The following is a 15,760-nucleotide window of genomic DNA, read 5'->3' on the forward strand; positions in this document are numbered from 1 at the left end:
CTGCGGCGATCCAAGCGCCACGCGTCGCATCGCTCCCCGCGCAGTCGATACGTCTGCGCGGCAGCCTGGGCGCTGGGCTGGCGGTGATCCTGGTCCACTGCGGATGGCGTGGCGTGCTTGGGCTCTCCGCACTGGCAGTGACCACCAGGTGCCTGATCGAAGGCCGGCAGGCGATCCACTTGGCCGACCGCCTCGGCCTGCGCTCCGGTAGCGCTGCCGAGGACGCGCTCGGCAACACCGCCACCATGCACGATCTGCGCATGTGCCTGATCGGCGGTGGTCTAGCGTACATGGGCGGTGTGCTGTCATAGCAAGCCGCCGCATCTGACCGGCAGCCCTCGCCGCAGTGACACAGCCCCTCAGGCCTATCGCATGTTTCCGGTTTCAGTCCTGGCACCGCTCGACAGCCGTGGCGTCCCGCCCTGGCGGATGCCTTGTGCCCGCATCACCGCTGCACGACCGTGAGTTCGCTGTTTCAAGGCGGCGAATTGCGTTCGATCGAGCGCGACGTACTACGCCAGGCTCCCGCCACGCTGCAGCGCGGGATGGAAGCGGTGGGCGGGCGTCTGATTCTCACCGCCGATGCGCTGCTGTTTCAGCCACATGTTTTGCATGTGCAGACGCGGTCGCTGAGCCTGCCTCTGCGGCAGATCGTGGCGATGCAGCCCTGTTGGACGCGCCTGTTCGGCGTGGTGCCGATCGCGCCCACATCGTTGGCGGTGCACGTGAGCGATGGAAACGTGCACCGCTTCGTGATCGGCGAGCGCAAGCAATGGATGGCGAATATCGCCTCGCTGCGCGGGGCGTTGCGCTGAGCTGCATAACGACGTCAGCACGGCAGCTGACAAACGACTGCGCCCACCGCCATGTGCGGTGCTGCTCGGTGCGGCATGCACGACGATCGCACTGCAGTGCTTATGCGCTATCTACGCCCACCTGGTAACGACGCGCCGTACTTTTGAAACATTCCATTTGCAAGCGCCGCCCCTGCCTACGGTGCGTACGGTTGGAGCGGCGACGCCTGCACTCTGCCAACCACTCAAAACTTCATTTCCGGAATATCCAACGGCGCGCACGTTCCGCGTCTCCCGCGCTCGCCGCCGCCGTCGCGCTCGCCTAGGATCGCGCGCATGCATCGCCACGATGCCCCGCTTCCGCACGGAGACCCGCATGCCCCGCCCGCGTTTGCACACCCTCGCCTGCGCCCTGTTGTTGTATGCCGGCATCAGCGCACCGGCGATGGCCGCATTCGGCGTCACCCGCAGCAGCGACCGCATCGTGGTGGATACTGGGGCCGAGCTGGTGTTTTCGGTCAATGCCAACAATGGCGATATCGTCTCGATGCGTTATCGCAACAACGAGCTGCAGACCACCGAATCCAAGGGTTCGCATCTCGCCTCCGGGCTGGGCAGCGCCAGCGTGGAGGCACGCGTGGTAGGTGGAGCGATCGTGGTGTCGGCCAAAGCGGGCGATCTGATCCAGTACTACATCGCACGCAAGGGCCGTAACGCGATCTACATGGCGACCTACGCGCCGACCCTGCTACCGGTGGGTGAACTGCGCTTCATTGCGCGCCTGAATGTCGACAAGCTGCCCACTGCACAGCAGGAACCCGATTCCAACGTCGGGACGGCGATCGAAGGCGAGGATGTGTTCCTGCTGCCGGATGGACGTACCAGCTCCAAGTTCTATTCCGCACGACGCATGCTGGACGACCAAGAGCACGGCGTCAGCGGCTCCGGCGTAGCGGTGTTCATGCTGATGGGCAATCGCGAGCACAGCTCGGGTGGGCCGTTCTTCAAGGACATCGCCACGCAGAAAACCCGCGTGACGCATGAGCTCTACAACTACATGTACTCCGACCATACCCAGACCGAGGCCTTCCGCGGCGGCCTGCATGGCGTCTATGGCCTGCTGTTCACCGATGGCGGTGCGCCGTCCAGCGCACAACGCAGCACCGAGTTCATCGATGCCACGCTGGGGCTCAGCGGCTACCTGGCCAGCAGCGGGCGCGGCGGCGTCAGCGGGCGGGTGAGCGGCGTGCTGGCCGGGCAACCAGCGGTGATCGGCCTGCGTAACGCGCAGGCGCAGTACTGGGCCACCGCCAATGGCAGCGGCGATTACCAGATTGCCGGTGTGCGCCCGGGCCGCTATCGCATGACGCTGTATCAACACGAGCTGGAGGTGGCACAACGCGATGTCGAAGTGTTCGCCAATGCCACCGCACACGCTGCCTTGCAGGCGACAGCACTGCCAGGCACGCTGATATGGCAGATCGGCGTTGCCGACGGCACTCCGGGCGGATTCCGGCATGCCGACCTGCTGCCGCGCGCGCATCCTTCCGACACACGCATGCGCTGGACCCCGCTCACCTACACCGTGGGCTCCAGCAATGTTGGCAGTTTCCCCGCAGTGCAGTGGCGCGGCATCAACACGCCCACCCGTATCGACTTCACCCTGGCATCCAACGCGGTGCGCGCTTATCGCCTGCGCATCTTCGTGCCGCTGGCCCAGGTCAGTGCACGTCCGCAGGTCAGCGTGAATGCCCGCTGGAACGGGCCGGTGCCTGCTGCGCCCACGCAGCCCAAGACGCGTGGCATCACCCGTGGCACCACGCGCGGCAACAACACGCTGTACGAGGTGGACATTCCAGCCTCCGCACTGCAGACGGGCAGCAACCGCATCGAGATCGGCATCGCTTCGGGATCGCCGGACAACGGCTACCTGAGCCCGGCCCTGGTCTTCGACAGCGTGCAGCTGGTGGCGTTGTAGCGACGCCGGCAGGGGTTCGGCCATGGTGCCGGCAGCTGCCGCTTGCGGCGATGCCTGCGCCGACTGTCGGCGCGCAGCGTGCCATGCATCACGTCAGCACGATACAGCCGTGCATGGACCGCCTCGGCCGCGGCCCATGCGCTGTCGTCGGCATTGGGAGTTACTTGGCGTCCATGGTGGCGCTGACCTTGGCCCAGCCGTTGCCGCGCACCACTTCGAAGCCTGCCTCAGCCGCGTGCAGGTACATGCTGTTGTTGTAGCGGCCGTCCTTGGAGCGGTTGTTCTGCAGCCAGGTCAGGAACGGCTTGGCATCGATATTGAGACTGCCGCTGGTCTTGAGCGTGGGCTGGCCCGCGGTACCGGTGGGGATGAAGGTGTAGACGTAGTAGCCGGCGCCGGAGTTGAAGCCTTCCCACAGATCGAAGGTGCGCCCGCCGGCGGTGATCACCTTGGTCGCGGTCACGGTGCCGATCGGCCAGGAGTTATGGTCGCCCCAGATCATCACTTCCAGCTGCGGGTTGCCCTTGGTGGTATCCCAGCGGAAGAAGATGTCGTAGGCGAAATCGCCCGCCAGGTTGCTGCCGCCGGCGCTGTAGTTGAACTTGAACGGCAGCGAGCTGATCGCCGAAATCTGCTTGGGAAACAGCTTGTCGCTGGTCGGATTCCAGTCGTAGTGCCAGCCGCGCACGATCGCCGGGTAGCCGTAGAGGTTGTAGTCTGCGAAATTGAAGGTGACCGTCAGTTCGGGCGTACTGCCGGTTCCGAAAGTGCCCTGGATGATGTTGTTGGGGTCGTTGAAGTTGTTGACCCATGCATAGTGGTTGCCAAAGATCTTGTAAGGCCCCGCCAGGGCCGCCGGTGCCAGCGCCACCAGGCCGATGGCCAGCGCCGCCTTCCACCAGCGCGATGCACGTCGCCGGGGGCGAGGCGTCTGCGCGCCGGTCTGAGCGAGGGAGTTCGATGGGGTGGTGTGCATTGGACTCTCCATTGTGTTCGGCGCAGCGACACCGGTACGGCGCCACCGAGACCTGCCCTGTAGCGGTCGCGACCGACCCTAGCAGCGCCTGCGCGAGAGGAGCTATAGCGATTCCGGCAGGGCGGGCGCGCCAAGCGCGATAGCGGGCGCCACCAGTCACCCGAAGCGTGTCCTGGTTCTCAGTTCCTGCCCATTGCCTAGGCACGGCATCATGTCCCGCCCAGGTGCTCAGCCCCGCCAAGCGTGCCAATGCTGCACAGCCACATGCATCTGCCTGCCAGCGGGCGGGCGATCATGCGGTTGGTGGGTGTCGATGACCCGGGCCCCTGAAGCTGTCCCTGCCCTCCCGCGCAGGCAAGGCGCCGGCGGCGACGAGTCCGCGGCTGCAGGCCCGCCGGCCCGGGCATTCAGCGCATGGGTCTACGCCTGGGACCGGTTTTGCGATAGCGTTCGCACTTGGAGACGACGCAATAGCCGGAGGGGGCGACGATGCGCATCGGAATCGTGGTGGACAGTGCGTGCGACCTGCCGCAGGACTTCATCCAACGCAACAACGTCATCGTGCTGCCGATCAGCGTCAGGATCGGCGAAGCCGTGCTGGCCGATCACCGCGACGAGGAGGCCACGCTGAGCTTCCTGCAGGCGCATGTCGCCGAGCGCGGGCACGAGGCCGAGACCACGCCGTTTTCGGTCAACCATATCCGCGACCTGTTCCTGCAGCAGTTGGTGATCGACTACGACCATGTGTTCTGCCTGACCATCTCCAAGCTGCGCAGCCAGATTTTCGACAATGCCATGCAGGCCAGCTTCGCGATCCTCAACGACTACAAGCCGATCCGCCAGGCGGCCGGCCACAGCTCGCCGTTCGCGCTGCGCGTGATCGACACGCTCAACCTGTTCGCCGGGCAAGGCATCACCGCGGTGGAAGCGGTACGCCTGCGTGACCAGGGCCAGGGCGTGGCAGCGATCCGCAGCCGCCTGGAACAGCTGGCCGAACACACCTATGGCTACATGATTCCACGCGATCTGTACTACCTGCGCGCACGTGCCCGCACCAAGGGCGATCGCAGCGTGGGCCTGATCGGCGCCGCGTTGGGCAGCGCGCTCGACATCAAGCCGGTGCTGCGCGCCTATCGCGGCGTCACCGAGCCGGTGGCCAAGCTCAAGGGCTTCGAACCGTCTGCCGAAAAGCTGTTCGGCTTCACCGTGCGCAAGATCCGCGAAGGCCTGATGACACCTACCGTGTGCGTGGGGTACGGCGGCGAGCTGTCCGAGCTGCATGCCCTGCCCGGCTACACCGCGCTGCAGGCTGCCTGCCAGAGCCATGGCGTGGAATTGTTCGAAAGCGTGATGAGCCTGACCGGCATGGTCAACGTGGGCAAGGGCGCGCTGGCAGTGGCATTCGCGGCCGAACCGCACACCTTCTCCGCCTGAAGCAACAGCGCGCGGGCATCTGCGTCCTCGACGGTGTTGTCACCCCGTCTTGGCTAACGTGCCGCCGTCATCCAACGGAGTCTTCCCATGCCTGTCAGCTACTCGATCAGCCTGCCCGACCCCAAGCTTGCCCGCGGCAGCGCACCGTCGGTGAGCTTCACCGCCAATGGCGCCGAGGCGTTTGCCGAACAGCTGCAGGCGGCCTTGCGCGACCCGGCCTGGTTCGATCGCTGGCGCCAGCTGCAGGCCGACCCGGACGAGGTGGACCCGGCGCTGGGCATCACCGACCCGGCGGCGACGGTCACCGGCAAACAGCAGGATCTGCGCGTCGACCTGGTGGCCACCACCAGCATCCCCGGCGATCTATTCAAGCAGCGCATGCAGGCACTGGCCGGCGGTCACTGGGAAATGCGCGACGTGCGCTGACGCACCACCATCAAGGCGATGCCGCCACGCTGCCTGCGTGGCGGCGCGCTCACTCTTGCGCCAGGGCACGGCGCGGCCAGCGCCATTTCAGGTTGACCGCCAGCGTGCCGACCACGATCAGCGCAAGACCCAGCCACTGCACCGGCACCAGGGCGTGGCCGTACAGCAGATAGTCCAGCAGCAGCGTGACCAGCGGATAGACGAACGCCAGCACGGCGATCGTGGCCACCCGCAGATGCCGGTACGCCGAATAGAACAGCACATATACGATCCCGCTGTGGATCACGCCCAGCCCCACCAGCCAGACCCAGTGCAGCCCCGGGTGCAGCGCGGCGCGGCTGGAAAACCCGGCCAGCAACAGCGCACCGACCCAACATTGCACCGTCACCACCGCCAACGGCCGCTCACGGCTGATGCGGCGCGACATCAATAGCGACGCACCGCAGAGCAACGCCGCCAGCAGGGTCAAGGCGATACCCAGCAGGTAGCCGCGATCGGCCGCCTCCCACAGCCGTGCCGGATTGGCCGAACACGCCACACCGATGAACGCCAGCAACGTCCAGCCCAGGTCGGCGCGGCGCGTGCGCTCGCCCTGCAGCAACGCCGCCAACAGCAGCATCACGAACGGAAACACGTGATAGACCATCGTCGCCACGCCGATCGACGAGCGCGCCATGCCGGCGAACAAGGCCACCCAGTTCAGCACCAGCAAGACGCCGCTGACGACCGCATCGCGCAGCAACACGCGCTCACGCCACAGCCCGCGCAGCTGCCCGCCGATCAGACCGCAGACGGTGAGAAACAGCGCACCGAACAGGCAGCGATAAAACACCGCCGTTACCGGATCCTGCCCGCTCTCATGCACGAACACGCCCACCGACCCGATCAACACTTCGGCCACCAGCAATTGCCAGATCGCACGTCGCGCAGTGCCGGCCGATGTCGCTTGAAAAGACAAAAAAGCGATGCTCATAGCGCAATCGTTCCCTGCAGATACTGCACGGCGCTGCCGCGCACGTACACATGCTGCGGCTCCACCCGGCAGGCAAGTTCGCCGCTGCGCGCAGATGCCTGCAGCGCGGTCAGCTGCGTCTTGCCCAGCCGGCCCGCCCAGAGCGGCGCCAGCGCCGCATGGATCGACCCGGTCACCGGATCTTCGCTACCGCCATTGGCTGGCCAGAAGTAGCGCGAGACAAAGTCATGCCCCGTCCCTGGCGCGGTCACTGCTACATCGCGCGCCGCCAGCGCCAGTATCCGGCTCAGGTCTGGCACTACCTCACGCACCTGGCGTTCATCGGCGTAGACGGCGATATGCGCCTGCGCGTTCGCATAGACAGCCTGTGGCGCGATCGACAACGACGCCAATACGGATTGCGGCGCCACCGGCAGCAACGCCGGCATCTGGTTGGGAAAGCGCAGCTCGAAGGTCTGCTCGCCCACCCGGGCGCCCGCAATCTCGCCGACTGCGGGCGCCCGCAGTCGCAACGGAAAGACAGCGTCCTGATGCATCGCAATCACCAACGCGCTGGCCAGGGTCGCATGCCCGCAGAAACCGACTTCCTTGAGCGGCGAAAACCAGCGAATGTCGAATACCCCGCGCGCGTCGCGCACGAAAAATGCGGTCTCCGACAGATTGTGTTCGCTGGCAATCGCCTGCATCAGCGACTCCGGCAGCCATTCCTGCAACGGCACCACGGCTGCAGGATTGCCCTTGAAGCGCACCGTGGTGAACGCATCGACGATAAACACTGAAAGCAGCACGACCAAACCTCACGGAAGAGGACACACCTGGCGCATGCACCGGGCACGGCCAGTCTGCAATGCGCCACACGACCATGACAGATTCAGATACGCTGCAAATCGACCACTACAGATCGAGGGCACCGGCACATGCTTCTGTACGAATCGCTGGCCACCCAGCTGCGACAGCAGATCGACCGCGGCACCCTGCGCGCCGGCGAGCGCCTGCCCTCGATCCGGCAATTGGCCGCCAATCACGGCATCAGCACCGCAACGGCAGTGCAGGCCTGCCTGCAGCTGGAACGCGAAGGACGCGTACAGGCGCGGCCACGCTCCGGTTACTTCGTGCGTACCACCGCCGCTGCATTGCCTGTCTCAACGCCCGCACCGCGCCGGCGCAAACCCGGCATGGTCGACAACCCGGCCTTGCAGCGCGTGCTCGACACCGTTGCGCGTACCGACCTGGTGCCGTTGCACACCGCCACTCCCGCGCCGGCGCTATTGCCGACCGCACAGCTGGCGGCCGCCCTCTCGCGTCAGTTGCGCCGCAAACGCAGCGCCGCACTGGACTACGCACCGCCACAAGGCCAGGCCGCCCTGCGCCGGCAGATCGCACAGCGTTACGCACACTGCGCAACCACTGTGCCTGCAGAAGAAGTGGTGATCACCGCCGGCGCGATGGAAGCCATCAGCCTGGCACTGCGCACGCTCACCGCACCGGGCGATGTGGTGCTGGTGGAAACGCCCACCTACCACGGCATCCTGCAGGCGGTGGCCGCGTTACGGCTCAAGGTGCTGGAAGTGCCCAACCGCGCCGGTCATGGCATCGATGTGGCGCGCCTGGACGCGCTGCTGCAACGCACGCCGGTGCGTGCGGCAGTGCTGGTGCCCAACTTCAACAATCCCAATGGCAGCCTCACGCCCGACGCTGCCAAACGCGCGCTACTGGATAGCTGCGCACGTCACGGCACCGTGGTGATCGAAGACGATATCTACGGCGAACTGGATTGGTCGGGCCAGCGACCGCGCCCGCTACGGCACTTCGATACGCATGCCAACGTGATCACCTGCGGCTCGTTCTCCAAGGTACTCTCGCCCGGCCTGCGCGTGGGCTGGTTGCTCGGCGGCGACTGGACCGATGCCCTGGTGCGGGCCAAATACTTTTCCACCGTCGGCAGCGCCAGCCTGCCGCAATTGGCACTGGCCGATTATCTGGCGCAACACGATCTGGAACGGCATCTGCGCAAGCTGCGCCGCACCCTGGCCGACAACGGCCAACGCCTGCGCGATGCGATCATGCGGCATTGGCCTGAGGGCACGCGGGTGGGCGACCCGGCCGGCGGACTTTCGCTGTGGCTGCAATTGCCCGAGGGTGGCAGTGGCCAGGCCTTGTTCGAAGCCGCATTGGCCGAAGGCATCGGCACCTCGCCGGGCCATCTGTATTCCAGCCGCGGCGACTACGCTGATCACATCCGCCTGAGCTGCGGCCAGGCCTGGAGCGAGACGCTGGAGCGCGCAATGCGGCGATTGGGGAAGCTGGCAGCGCAGGGGGCATGCTAGCGCGGAAATAGCAAGCCCCTCTCCCACCGGGAGAGGGGTTGGGGTGAGGGTACGCGGCGAAGCCCTCGCTACGCTCAACCGCATGCGGCTTCGCCCGTACCCTCATCCGCCCCTTCGGGGCACCTTCTCCCGAAGGAAGAAGGGATCACTTTCGGTCTGCGGTCGTCTGCGTTGCCGCCAATCGGTGCGACCCGGGGACCGCGAGATATCTGCCACTTGCCGGGCCATCCCATCCCGTCCCACCCGATCACACCCTCAACCGCCCTCCATCACCCGCGCAGAGCCGCCGCATGATGCGCGATGTGCTCGCCGATAAAGCTGGCGATGAAGTAATAGCTATGGTCATAGCCTGGCTGCATCCGCACGGTGACCGGATAGCCGGCCGCGTTGGCGGCATCCTCGAACAGCGCGGTCTTCAGTTGGTTCTGAAGAAATTCGTCCGCATCGCCCTGGTCGATCAACAGCGGCAACCGTTCCTGCGCCTGCGCGATCAGCGCGGTGGCGTCATACGCCTTCCAGCCGTCGCGATCCTCGCCCAGATACTGCCCAAACGCTTTCTCGCCCCACGGCACCTGGCTGGGTGCCACGATTGGCGAAAACGCCGACACGCTGCGGTAGCGGCCCGGGTTCTTCAATGCGATGGTCAAGGCGCCATGCCCGCCCATCGAATGGCCGCTGATGGCGCGCGCACCGGTGGTGGCAAAGTGCGCTTCGATCAGCGCCGGCAATTCATTCACCACGTAGTCGTACATGCGGTAGTGCGCCGCCCACGGCTGCTGCGTGGCATCGACGTAGAAGCCGGCGCCCTTGCCGATGTCGTAGCCTTCCGCATCGGCCACATCGTCGCCGCGCGGGCTGGTGTCCGGCGCCACCAGGATCACGCCGTGCTCGGCGGCATAGCGCTGCGCGCCGGCCTTGCTGATGAAATTCTGCTCGGTACAGGTCAATCCGCTCAGCCAGTACAGCACCGGCAATGGGCCATCGGCCGCCTGCGGCGGCAGGTAGACGCCCACCTGCATGCTGCACCCCAGGCTCTGCGACTGATGCCGATACACATCCTGCCAGCCGCCGAAACAGGCGCGGTGTTCGATACGTTCCATGAAGATTCCTTACGAAGAGAAAACCCTGCGGCCGGATCGCCAGCCGCAGGGTTGGACCATCAATGCAGCAAACCCTTCTTGCGTGCCACCTGCGTCGACAACGCATCCATCAACGCCGGCGACAGGCAATCATAGGGCGGCAAGCCCAACTCGGTCAGGCGCGCGCGCACTGCATCCATCTGCTCCGGCGGCGTGCCGGTTTCGATGATGGAGGAGACAAATGCGGCAAACCCCGGCGCCGACCAGCCCTGTTGCCTGGACAACTCGGTGTGCACGAAATCCAGCCCGTAGAACGCATGCTCCTTGTTCTCGATGCGGCCGAACAGGTGCACACCGCAGCCGGTGCAGGCATGGCGCTGGATCGCCGCGCTTTCATCGACGATCTTCAGCTTTTCTGCGTGCGCGGTCACCTTGACCTTGTCCCGCGGCGCCACCGCGATCACCGAAAAAGTGGCGCCCTCCGGTTTCCAGCATTTACTGCAGCCGCATGCGTGGTTGTGCGCAGTCTGCGCGCCCACTTCAACCGTGACCTTGTCGGTGGCGCAGTGGCACTCCAGGGTTCCCCCCTGAAAGTTCTCTGCACCGCCTCGCGCAACACCACCATCCACCGAAGGATGAATCGACACATTCGTCATGACGCCCCTCCCGGAGTCTCGGGTTTCACGTGCGCGGAAGCGGCCGCGCGCCGCTCCTGGCCGTCTGGTCAGAAATGAATCACGGTGCGGATCGACTTGCCTTCATGCATCAGGTCGAAGGCGTGGTTGATCTCGTCCAGCGGCATGGTGTGGGTGATGAACGGATCCAGATCGATCTCGCCCTTCATCGACTGCTCCACCATGCCCGGTAACTGCGTGCGGCCCTTGACCCCACCAAATGCCGAACCGCGCCACACGCGCCCGGTCACCAGCTGGAATGGACGGGTGCTGATTTCCTGGCCGGCACCGGCCACACCGATGATGACGCTCTCGCCCCAGCCCTTGTGGCAACACTCCAGCGCCGAACGCATGACATTGACGTTGCCGATGCACTCGAAGCTGAAATCCACCCCGCCGTCGGTCAACTCGACGATGACGTCCTGGATCGGCTTGTCGTAGTCCTTGGGGTTGATGCAATCGGTGGCGCCCATGCTGCGCGCAAGGTCGAACTTGCCCGGGTTGGTGTCGATGGCCAGGATGCGCCCGGCCTTGGCCTGCACCGCGCCCTGGATCACCGCCAGACCGATACCGCCCAGGCCGAACACCGCCACGCTTTCGCCCGGCTTGACCTTGGCGGTGTTGTGCACCGCACCGATGCCGGTGGTGACGCCGCAACCGAGCAGGCAGACCTTTTCCAGCGGCGCCTCCGGGTTGACCACCGCCAGCGAGATCTCCGGCACCACGGTGTATTCGCTGAAGGTGCTGCAACCCATGTAGTGGTAGATCGGCTCGCCGTTGTAGGAGAAGCGGGTGGTGCCGTCCGGCATCAGGCCCTTGCCCTGGGTGGCGCGCACCGCCTGGCACAGGTTGGTCTTGCCGGACAGGCAGAACTTGCACTTGCGGCATTCGGCGGTGTACAGCGGGATCACGTGGTCGCCAACCTTGACGCTGGTGACGCCTTCGCCCACCTGCTCGACGATGCCACCGCCTTCGTGGCCGAGCACCGACGGGAAGATGCCTTCCGGGTCGTCGCCGGACAGCGTGAAGGCATCGGTGTGGCACACGCCGGTATGGGTGATGCGGACCAGCACTTCGCCGGCCTTCGGCGGTGCGACGTCGATCTCGACGATTTCCAGCGGCTTGCCGGGTCCGAATGCAACTGCTGCACGGGATTTCATGGAATAACGCTCCTGACAGGGATGTTCGGGGAAGGGCGCGGCGATGCCGGCCCGGTGGGAGTTCATTTGAGGTAGGACCGGACCAGACCGAGCAGATCCTGCACACGCTCGGCACGTTGCGCATCGGACGCAGCGGCATGTCCGAAGTCTTCACGGATATGCGCTTCAAGCACCTGCGACATCAGCCCATTGACGGCCCCCCGGATCGCGGCGATCTGCTGTAGCACCGGGGCGTAGTCCGCGCCCGACTGCAGCGCGCGCTCAAGCGCGTCGCACTGCCCGCGCAGGCGCCGTACCCGCGCCAGTGCGCGTTTCTTTTCCAGCGGCGAATGCGGCATGCCGGCCCTCGACCCAGGATACTGGGGGGCAGTATAGGGAAATCCGGCAAAAAAGCGATGCCGATGCAGGCAACTGCATCCAGCAGGGAACTGGCGATGAACAGTGATCACGCTCACACCAGCGCCGATCTGCGCTTCGGCGCCCCTGGATGCAGGCCGGAAAGCAGCACCTGCTGCATTGCCGCATGCGCAGCGCGGCACGCGATGAGTTCTAGCGTCCTGCAGGCGCCTGGCGGGCCTGCTTGAACTGCCTGCAGGCATCGCGGAAGCGCTGCAGGTTGGGCGAGAAGAACTTGTCGCGATGCCAGATCAGGAAGAACCGCCGGGTCAACCGCGGCAGCCCGCTGTTCAGTGGCTGCAGCTTCTTCGACGCGATCAGCCCGTCCACCACCCACCGCGACAGGCAGCTCACGCCCAACCCTTGCACCAGCATGTTCTTGATCGCCTCGGAACTGCCGATCTGGCGCGTATCCGAGAGCGTATGCAGATGCCGCAGCAGCGCCTGTTCCACCTCTTCGCGCGTGCCCGAGCCTGGCTCGCGCAACAGCCAGTCGGCATCGCGCAGCTGGGCCGGCGTGACCTTCGGCCGCTTGGCCAACGCATGCCGGCGGCCGACCACCACCACCAGCTCATCCACCAACCAGGGTTCGGCGTGCAGTTCCGGCAGATGACACGGCCCTTCGATCAGGCCCATGTCGAGCTCGAAGTTCGCCACCTTGCCGGCAATACGGCTGCTGTTGGCGCTGTCCATGTCCACGCGCAATTCGGGTGCCTGCGTGTGCAGCGCCCGCAGCACCAGCGGCAACACGTAGTTGCCGATGGTCGTACTGCAGCCGATCTTCAGGCGACCTGCCAACGCGGCAGCGCCCGGCGTGAATCCGGCCTCGATCGCGTGGGCGCCATCGAGCAGCTTGCGTGCCTGCGGCAGCAGTGCGGCGCCGACATCGTTGAGCACCAGCCGCTTGCCCACCCGATCGAACAACTGCGTGTCCAGCGCATGCTCCAGGTCGTTGAGCGCCGCACTAGTGGCCGACTGCGACAACGCCACGGCCAGCCCGGCACCGGTGGTGCTGCCATGCTGGGCGATGGCGCAGAAGATCTGGAGCTGGCGTAACGTCAGACGCACGACCTACCTGCCTTTTGGGTAAGAGATAGCGATATTACCCGTTTTACAGGTATAGCCATTGGTTCGACACTGCGGTCGTCACCATCGCATCGCCTCTGATCATGCGCACGCCCAACGCACTGTCTGGCCCCCGGCAACTCCGTCCCTTGGCTGCGTTGTCCGGCCCACGCGAGCTCGTCCGCCAGTTCACCCCGAACTGGTTCGCCGCCACCATGGGCACCGGCATCTTCGCGCTGGCGCTCGCGCAACTGCCCCGGCACAACCCGGGCCTGGCGGCGGTGGGCGAGCTCCTGTGGCTGTGCAACGGCGCCCTGTTCCTGTTGTTCAGCCTGCTGTATGCGGCGCGCTGGGCCCTGTTCTTCGATGAAGCCCGACGGATTTTCGGTCATGCCTCTGCGTCGCTGTTTCTGGGCACCATTCCGATGGGGCTGGCGACCGTGATCAACGGCCTGCTGCTGTACGGCGTGCCTCGCTGGGGCAGTGCCGTTGTCCCGCTGGCCGAGGTGCTGTGGTGGGTGGATGTGGCACTCGCGCTGGCATGCGGGGTGGGCGTGCCGTATCTGATGTTCACCCGCCAGCAGCACCGGCTCCAGGACATGACTGCGCTGTGGCTGCTACCGGTGGTGGCCGCCGAGGTAGCCGCTGCCAGCGGCGGCCTGCTGGCAGCGCAGCTGGCAGATGCGCAGGCGCAATTCATCGTGACCATCGCCAGCTACGCGCTATGGGCGTATTCGGTGCCGGTGGCGATGAGCATCCTGGCGATCCTGCTGCTGCGCATGGCATTGCATCCGCTGCCGCCAGCCAGCATGGCGGCCTCGATCTGGCTGTCGCTCGGCCCGCTCGGCACCGCTGCATTGGGCCTGCTGTCGATCGGCCAGCATGCTGCCGCCATTTTCGCCGCGCAGGGCCTGGCCGACCTGGGACGCATCGCCGGTGGTCTGGGCGTGATCGGTGCGGTGCTGTTCTGGGGCGCGGGGGCGTGGTGGCTGCTGCTGGCGGGGTTGATCACGGCCGGTTATTTCCGTGCCGAGGTGCCGTTCAACCTCGGCTGGTGGGGCTTCACCTTTCCGCTGGGCGTGTACGCGCTGGCCAGTCTGAAACTCGCTACCGCCCTGCATCTGACGATCTTCGATGCCGTCGGCACGGGGCTGGTCGTGGCACTGGCGGCGCTATGGGCAGTCACGGCAGGCAGGACCGCGCTGGGCGCGTATCGCGGCGACCTGTTCGTGTCGCCATGCCTAGCAGATGCGCAGCGGGATGCCGCCGCGCAGTGACGCGCGTGGCGGACAGCAGTGAACAATGCGCCGGCACGACCTGCCGCGTGCAGCGGCGGCGGCAGGCGGTGTCGCAAGCGGCCGACGCGCCAGATCAGCGCTCGACGACTACCGGTGCCGTGCCGATCGCCGCTGCGGCGGCGTGCTCGGGTAGCGAGGCCAGCACCGCAGCGCGGAACCGCGCCGGAAATGCGCTGTCATTGGCCTGATAGAACGCGCGGGCATTGGCCGACAGGTGATCGAGCGCTGCCTGCGACAAGGCCAGCGCAGCCGCCACCGCATGCGCAATGCCGGGCCCATCGACGTAGTAATACGACGCCAGGCGCCGCTGACGCACCTCGGCCACCGGGATCAGCACGCCATGCTCCGGCCTGACCAGCTCGTTCATGGGTTCGCCATCGGTGGCCAGGGTCACCGCCCCCACGCTGAGCGCTTCCATCAGGTAATGCCCGAAGCCTTCGGCCTCGGAGGGGCAGATGTGGAACAGGTGGGCGTTCTGCAACCGGCGCAGTTCGGCATCGTCCAGATAGCCGACCCGGTGGTCGATATTGGGCGCAGCCACGGGCTTGCCGGCGGTGCGCGGGTTCTGCACCACCGTCAGCAACGGCCATTCCGGGTGCTGCTTCCAGGTCTCCAGCAGTACCCGGGTGCCCTTGGCGGTACTGCGCCCGGCCAGATGGAAGAACGCGCGCTGGCGCGGCACCTGCGCATCGAAGCGGTCCGGGCTGGTGAAGCCGATGTAGCGCGTGGTGCAGCCCAGGGTCTGGAAGATGCGCTCGGCGTGATGGGTCTTGCACAACACCGCATCGAACTTCGGCAGCAACGGCAACCATTTGGGCAACAGCCACTCCGGGTTGGGCACCAGCAGATTCTTCTGCCCCAGCGGCAGGCAGCGTGCATAGACGCGCTCGGAAAAGATCTGCAACGGCACCCGACCGAACAGGGCGCGGCTGGCCCACAGGCGTGCTTCGCGCCCGCTGTCCTGCAGCCGCTGGCTGGTGAACCCGACCTCCTGCACCGGCACCCCGCCAGCGCGCAGGGTCTGCGCCATCAGCACCAGGTCGCGGGTCAGGCCCACGCCATTGTCGCGGCTGATCACCCGCATCATCGGAAACGCCTTGTCATGCGCACGCTCGCCACCACGGTGGCACAGCGTCGAAGCGATGATGTCCTGTGTGATGTCTCGTCCCGTCATGTCGCT

The 15,760-nt window shown here is 66.0% G+C and carries 15 protein-coding genes and 1 pseudogene; 7 read left to right on the plus strand and 9 right to left on the minus strand.

The window, feature by feature from the left end:
• Nucleotides 1-53: 53 nt before the first annotated feature.
• The 3 genes and pseudogenes from HG421_RS14755 to HG421_RS14765 form a co-directional block, all read left to right on the plus strand.
• Nucleotides 54-311: pseudogene (locus tag HG421_RS14755) on the plus strand (DUF2809 domain-containing protein); the annotation flags it as partial.
• 177 nt (nucleotides 312-488) lie between these two features.
• Nucleotides 489-815 (plus strand): hypothetical protein, encoded by a 327-nt coding sequence (locus HG421_RS14760; RefSeq protein ID WP_169708217.1) that lies wholly within the window; start codon nucleotides 489-491, stop codon nucleotides 813-815.
• A gap of 355 nt (nucleotides 816-1,170) precedes the next feature.
• Complete coding sequence (locus tag HG421_RS14765; protein WP_169707014.1) at nucleotides 1,171-2,772, plus strand: rhamnogalacturonan lyase B N-terminal domain-containing protein; 1,602 nt, start codon at nucleotides 1,171-1,173, stop codon at nucleotides 2,770-2,772.
• Between the two features lie 160 nt (nucleotides 2,773-2,932).
• On the opposite strand, the gene HG421_RS14770 is transcribed toward HG421_RS14765, so the two are convergent.
• The gene (locus HG421_RS14770) at nucleotides 2,933-3,748 is read right to left on the minus strand and encodes a GH12 family glycosyl hydrolase domain-containing protein (protein WP_169707015.1); all 816 of its coding nucleotides are present in this window, start codon (nucleotides 3,746-3,748) and stop codon (nucleotides 2,933-2,935) included.
• A gap of 489 nt (nucleotides 3,749-4,237) precedes the next feature.
• Between HG421_RS14770 and HG421_RS14775 the strand changes: the two genes are divergently transcribed.
• A complete protein-coding gene (locus HG421_RS14775) occupies nucleotides 4,238-5,182 on the plus strand; it encodes a DegV family protein (RefSeq protein WP_169707016.1) in 945 nt (314 codons plus the stop codon).
• 87 nt (nucleotides 5,183-5,269) lie between these two features.
• A complete protein-coding gene (locus HG421_RS14780) occupies nucleotides 5,270-5,608 on the plus strand; it encodes a hypothetical protein (protein WP_169707017.1) in 339 nt (112 codons plus the stop codon).
• A 49-nt stretch (nucleotides 5,609-5,657) separates the two neighbouring features.
• On the opposite strand, the gene HG421_RS14785 is transcribed toward HG421_RS14780, so the two are convergent.
• Nucleotides 5,658-6,581: a DMT family transporter gene (locus tag HG421_RS14785; protein WP_169707018.1), complete on the minus strand. Its 924-nt coding sequence runs from the start codon at nucleotides 6,579-6,581 to the stop codon at nucleotides 5,658-5,660.
• On the minus strand, nucleotides 6,578-7,369 hold the full coding sequence (locus HG421_RS14790; protein ID WP_169707019.1) for a PhzF family phenazine biosynthesis protein: 792 nt from the start codon (nucleotides 7,367-7,369) through the stop codon (nucleotides 6,578-6,580). The genes HG421_RS14785 and HG421_RS14790 overlap by 4 nt, the downstream gene beginning before the upstream one ends.
• A gap of 129 nt (nucleotides 7,370-7,498) precedes the next feature.
• Between HG421_RS14790 and HG421_RS14795 the strand changes: the two genes are divergently transcribed.
• Nucleotides 7,499-8,908, plus strand: coding sequence for a PLP-dependent aminotransferase family protein (locus HG421_RS14795; protein ID WP_169707020.1), 1,410 nt, complete (start codon nucleotides 7,499-7,501; stop codon nucleotides 8,906-8,908).
• Nucleotides 8,909-9,177: 269 nt separating this feature from the next.
• Here HG421_RS14795 and fghA read toward each other — a convergent pair whose 3' ends face one another.
• The 5 genes from fghA to HG421_RS14820 form a co-directional block, all read right to left on the minus strand.
• Complete coding sequence (fghA, locus tag HG421_RS14800; RefSeq protein WP_169707021.1) at nucleotides 9,178-10,008, minus strand: S-formylglutathione hydrolase; 831 nt, start codon at nucleotides 10,006-10,008, stop codon at nucleotides 9,178-9,180.
• 59 nt (nucleotides 10,009-10,067) lie between these two features.
• On the minus strand, nucleotides 10,068-10,643 hold the full coding sequence (gene gfa, locus HG421_RS14805) for an S-(hydroxymethyl)glutathione synthase (RefSeq protein WP_169707022.1): 576 nt from the start codon (nucleotides 10,641-10,643) through the stop codon (nucleotides 10,068-10,070).
• A gap of 68 nt (nucleotides 10,644-10,711) precedes the next feature.
• Nucleotides 10,712-11,821, minus strand: coding sequence for an S-(hydroxymethyl)glutathione dehydrogenase/class III alcohol dehydrogenase (locus HG421_RS14810; protein WP_169707023.1), 1,110 nt, complete (start codon nucleotides 11,819-11,821; stop codon nucleotides 10,712-10,714).
• Nucleotides 11,822-11,883: 62 nt separating this feature from the next.
• Complete coding sequence (locus HG421_RS14815) at nucleotides 11,884-12,159, minus strand: metal/formaldehyde-sensitive transcriptional repressor (RefSeq protein WP_169707024.1); 276 nt, start codon at nucleotides 12,157-12,159, stop codon at nucleotides 11,884-11,886.
• Nucleotides 12,160-12,370: 211 nt separating this feature from the next.
• Nucleotides 12,371-13,285: a LysR family transcriptional regulator gene (locus HG421_RS14820; protein WP_169707025.1), complete on the minus strand. Its 915-nt coding sequence runs from the start codon at nucleotides 13,283-13,285 to the stop codon at nucleotides 12,371-12,373.
• Between the two features lie 146 nt (nucleotides 13,286-13,431).
• On the opposite strand from HG421_RS14820, the gene HG421_RS14825 reads away from it, so the two are divergent.
• A complete protein-coding gene (locus HG421_RS14825) occupies nucleotides 13,432-14,559 on the plus strand; it encodes a TDT family transporter (RefSeq protein WP_248279387.1) in 1,128 nt (375 codons plus the stop codon).
• Nucleotides 14,560-14,653: 94 nt separating this feature from the next.
• On the opposite strand, the gene HG421_RS14830 is transcribed toward HG421_RS14825, so the two are convergent.
• On the minus strand, nucleotides 14,654-15,754 hold the full coding sequence (locus HG421_RS14830; RefSeq protein WP_169707027.1) for a glycosyltransferase: 1,101 nt from the start codon (nucleotides 15,752-15,754) through the stop codon (nucleotides 14,654-14,656).
• Between the last annotated feature and the right edge of the window lie 6 nt (nucleotides 15,755-15,760).

The organism is Xanthomonas campestris pv. badrii, assembly GCF_012848175.1.
GTDB classification, from domain to species: domain Bacteria; phylum Pseudomonadota; class Gammaproteobacteria; order Xanthomonadales; family Xanthomonadaceae; genus Xanthomonas; species Xanthomonas campestris_C.

Excerpts from the sequence above, each read along its gene's own strand:
- HG421_RS14765 (WP_169707014.1), top strand. The coding sequence starts at position 1,171 with ATGCCCCGCCCGCGTTTGCACACCCTCGCCTGCGCCCTGTTGTTGTAT.
- HG421_RS14770 (WP_169707015.1), bottom strand. The coding sequence starts at position 3,748 with ATGCACACCACCCCATCGAACTCCCTCGCTCAGACCGGCGCGCAGACG.
- HG421_RS14775 (WP_169707016.1), top strand. The coding sequence starts at position 4,238 with ATGCGCATCGGAATCGTGGTGGACAGTGCGTGCGACCTGCCGCAGGAC.
- HG421_RS14780 (WP_169707017.1), top strand. The coding sequence starts at position 5,270 with ATGCCTGTCAGCTACTCGATCAGCCTGCCCGACCCCAAGCTTGCCCGC.
- HG421_RS14785 (WP_169707018.1), bottom strand. The coding sequence starts at position 6,581 with ATGAGCATCGCTTTTTTGTCTTTTCAAGCGACATCGGCCGGCACTGCG.
- HG421_RS14795 (WP_169707020.1), top strand. The coding sequence starts at position 7,499 with ATGCTTCTGTACGAATCGCTGGCCACCCAGCTGCGACAGCAGATCGAC.
- fghA (WP_169707021.1), bottom strand. The coding sequence starts at position 10,008 with ATGGAACGTATCGAACACCGCGCCTGTTTCGGCGGCTGGCAGGATGTG.
- gfa (WP_169707022.1), bottom strand. The coding sequence starts at position 10,643 with ATGACGAATGTGTCGATTCATCCTTCGGTGGATGGTGGTGTTGCGCGA.
- HG421_RS14810 (WP_169707023.1), bottom strand. The coding sequence starts at position 11,821 with ATGAAATCCCGTGCAGCAGTTGCATTCGGACCCGGCAAGCCGCTGGAA.
- HG421_RS14815 (WP_169707024.1), bottom strand. The coding sequence starts at position 12,159 with ATGCCGCATTCGCCGCTGGAAAAGAAACGCGCACTGGCGCGGGTACGG.
- HG421_RS14830 (WP_169707027.1), bottom strand. The coding sequence starts at position 15,754 with ATGACGGGACGAGACATCACACAGGACATCATCGCTTCGACGCTGTGC.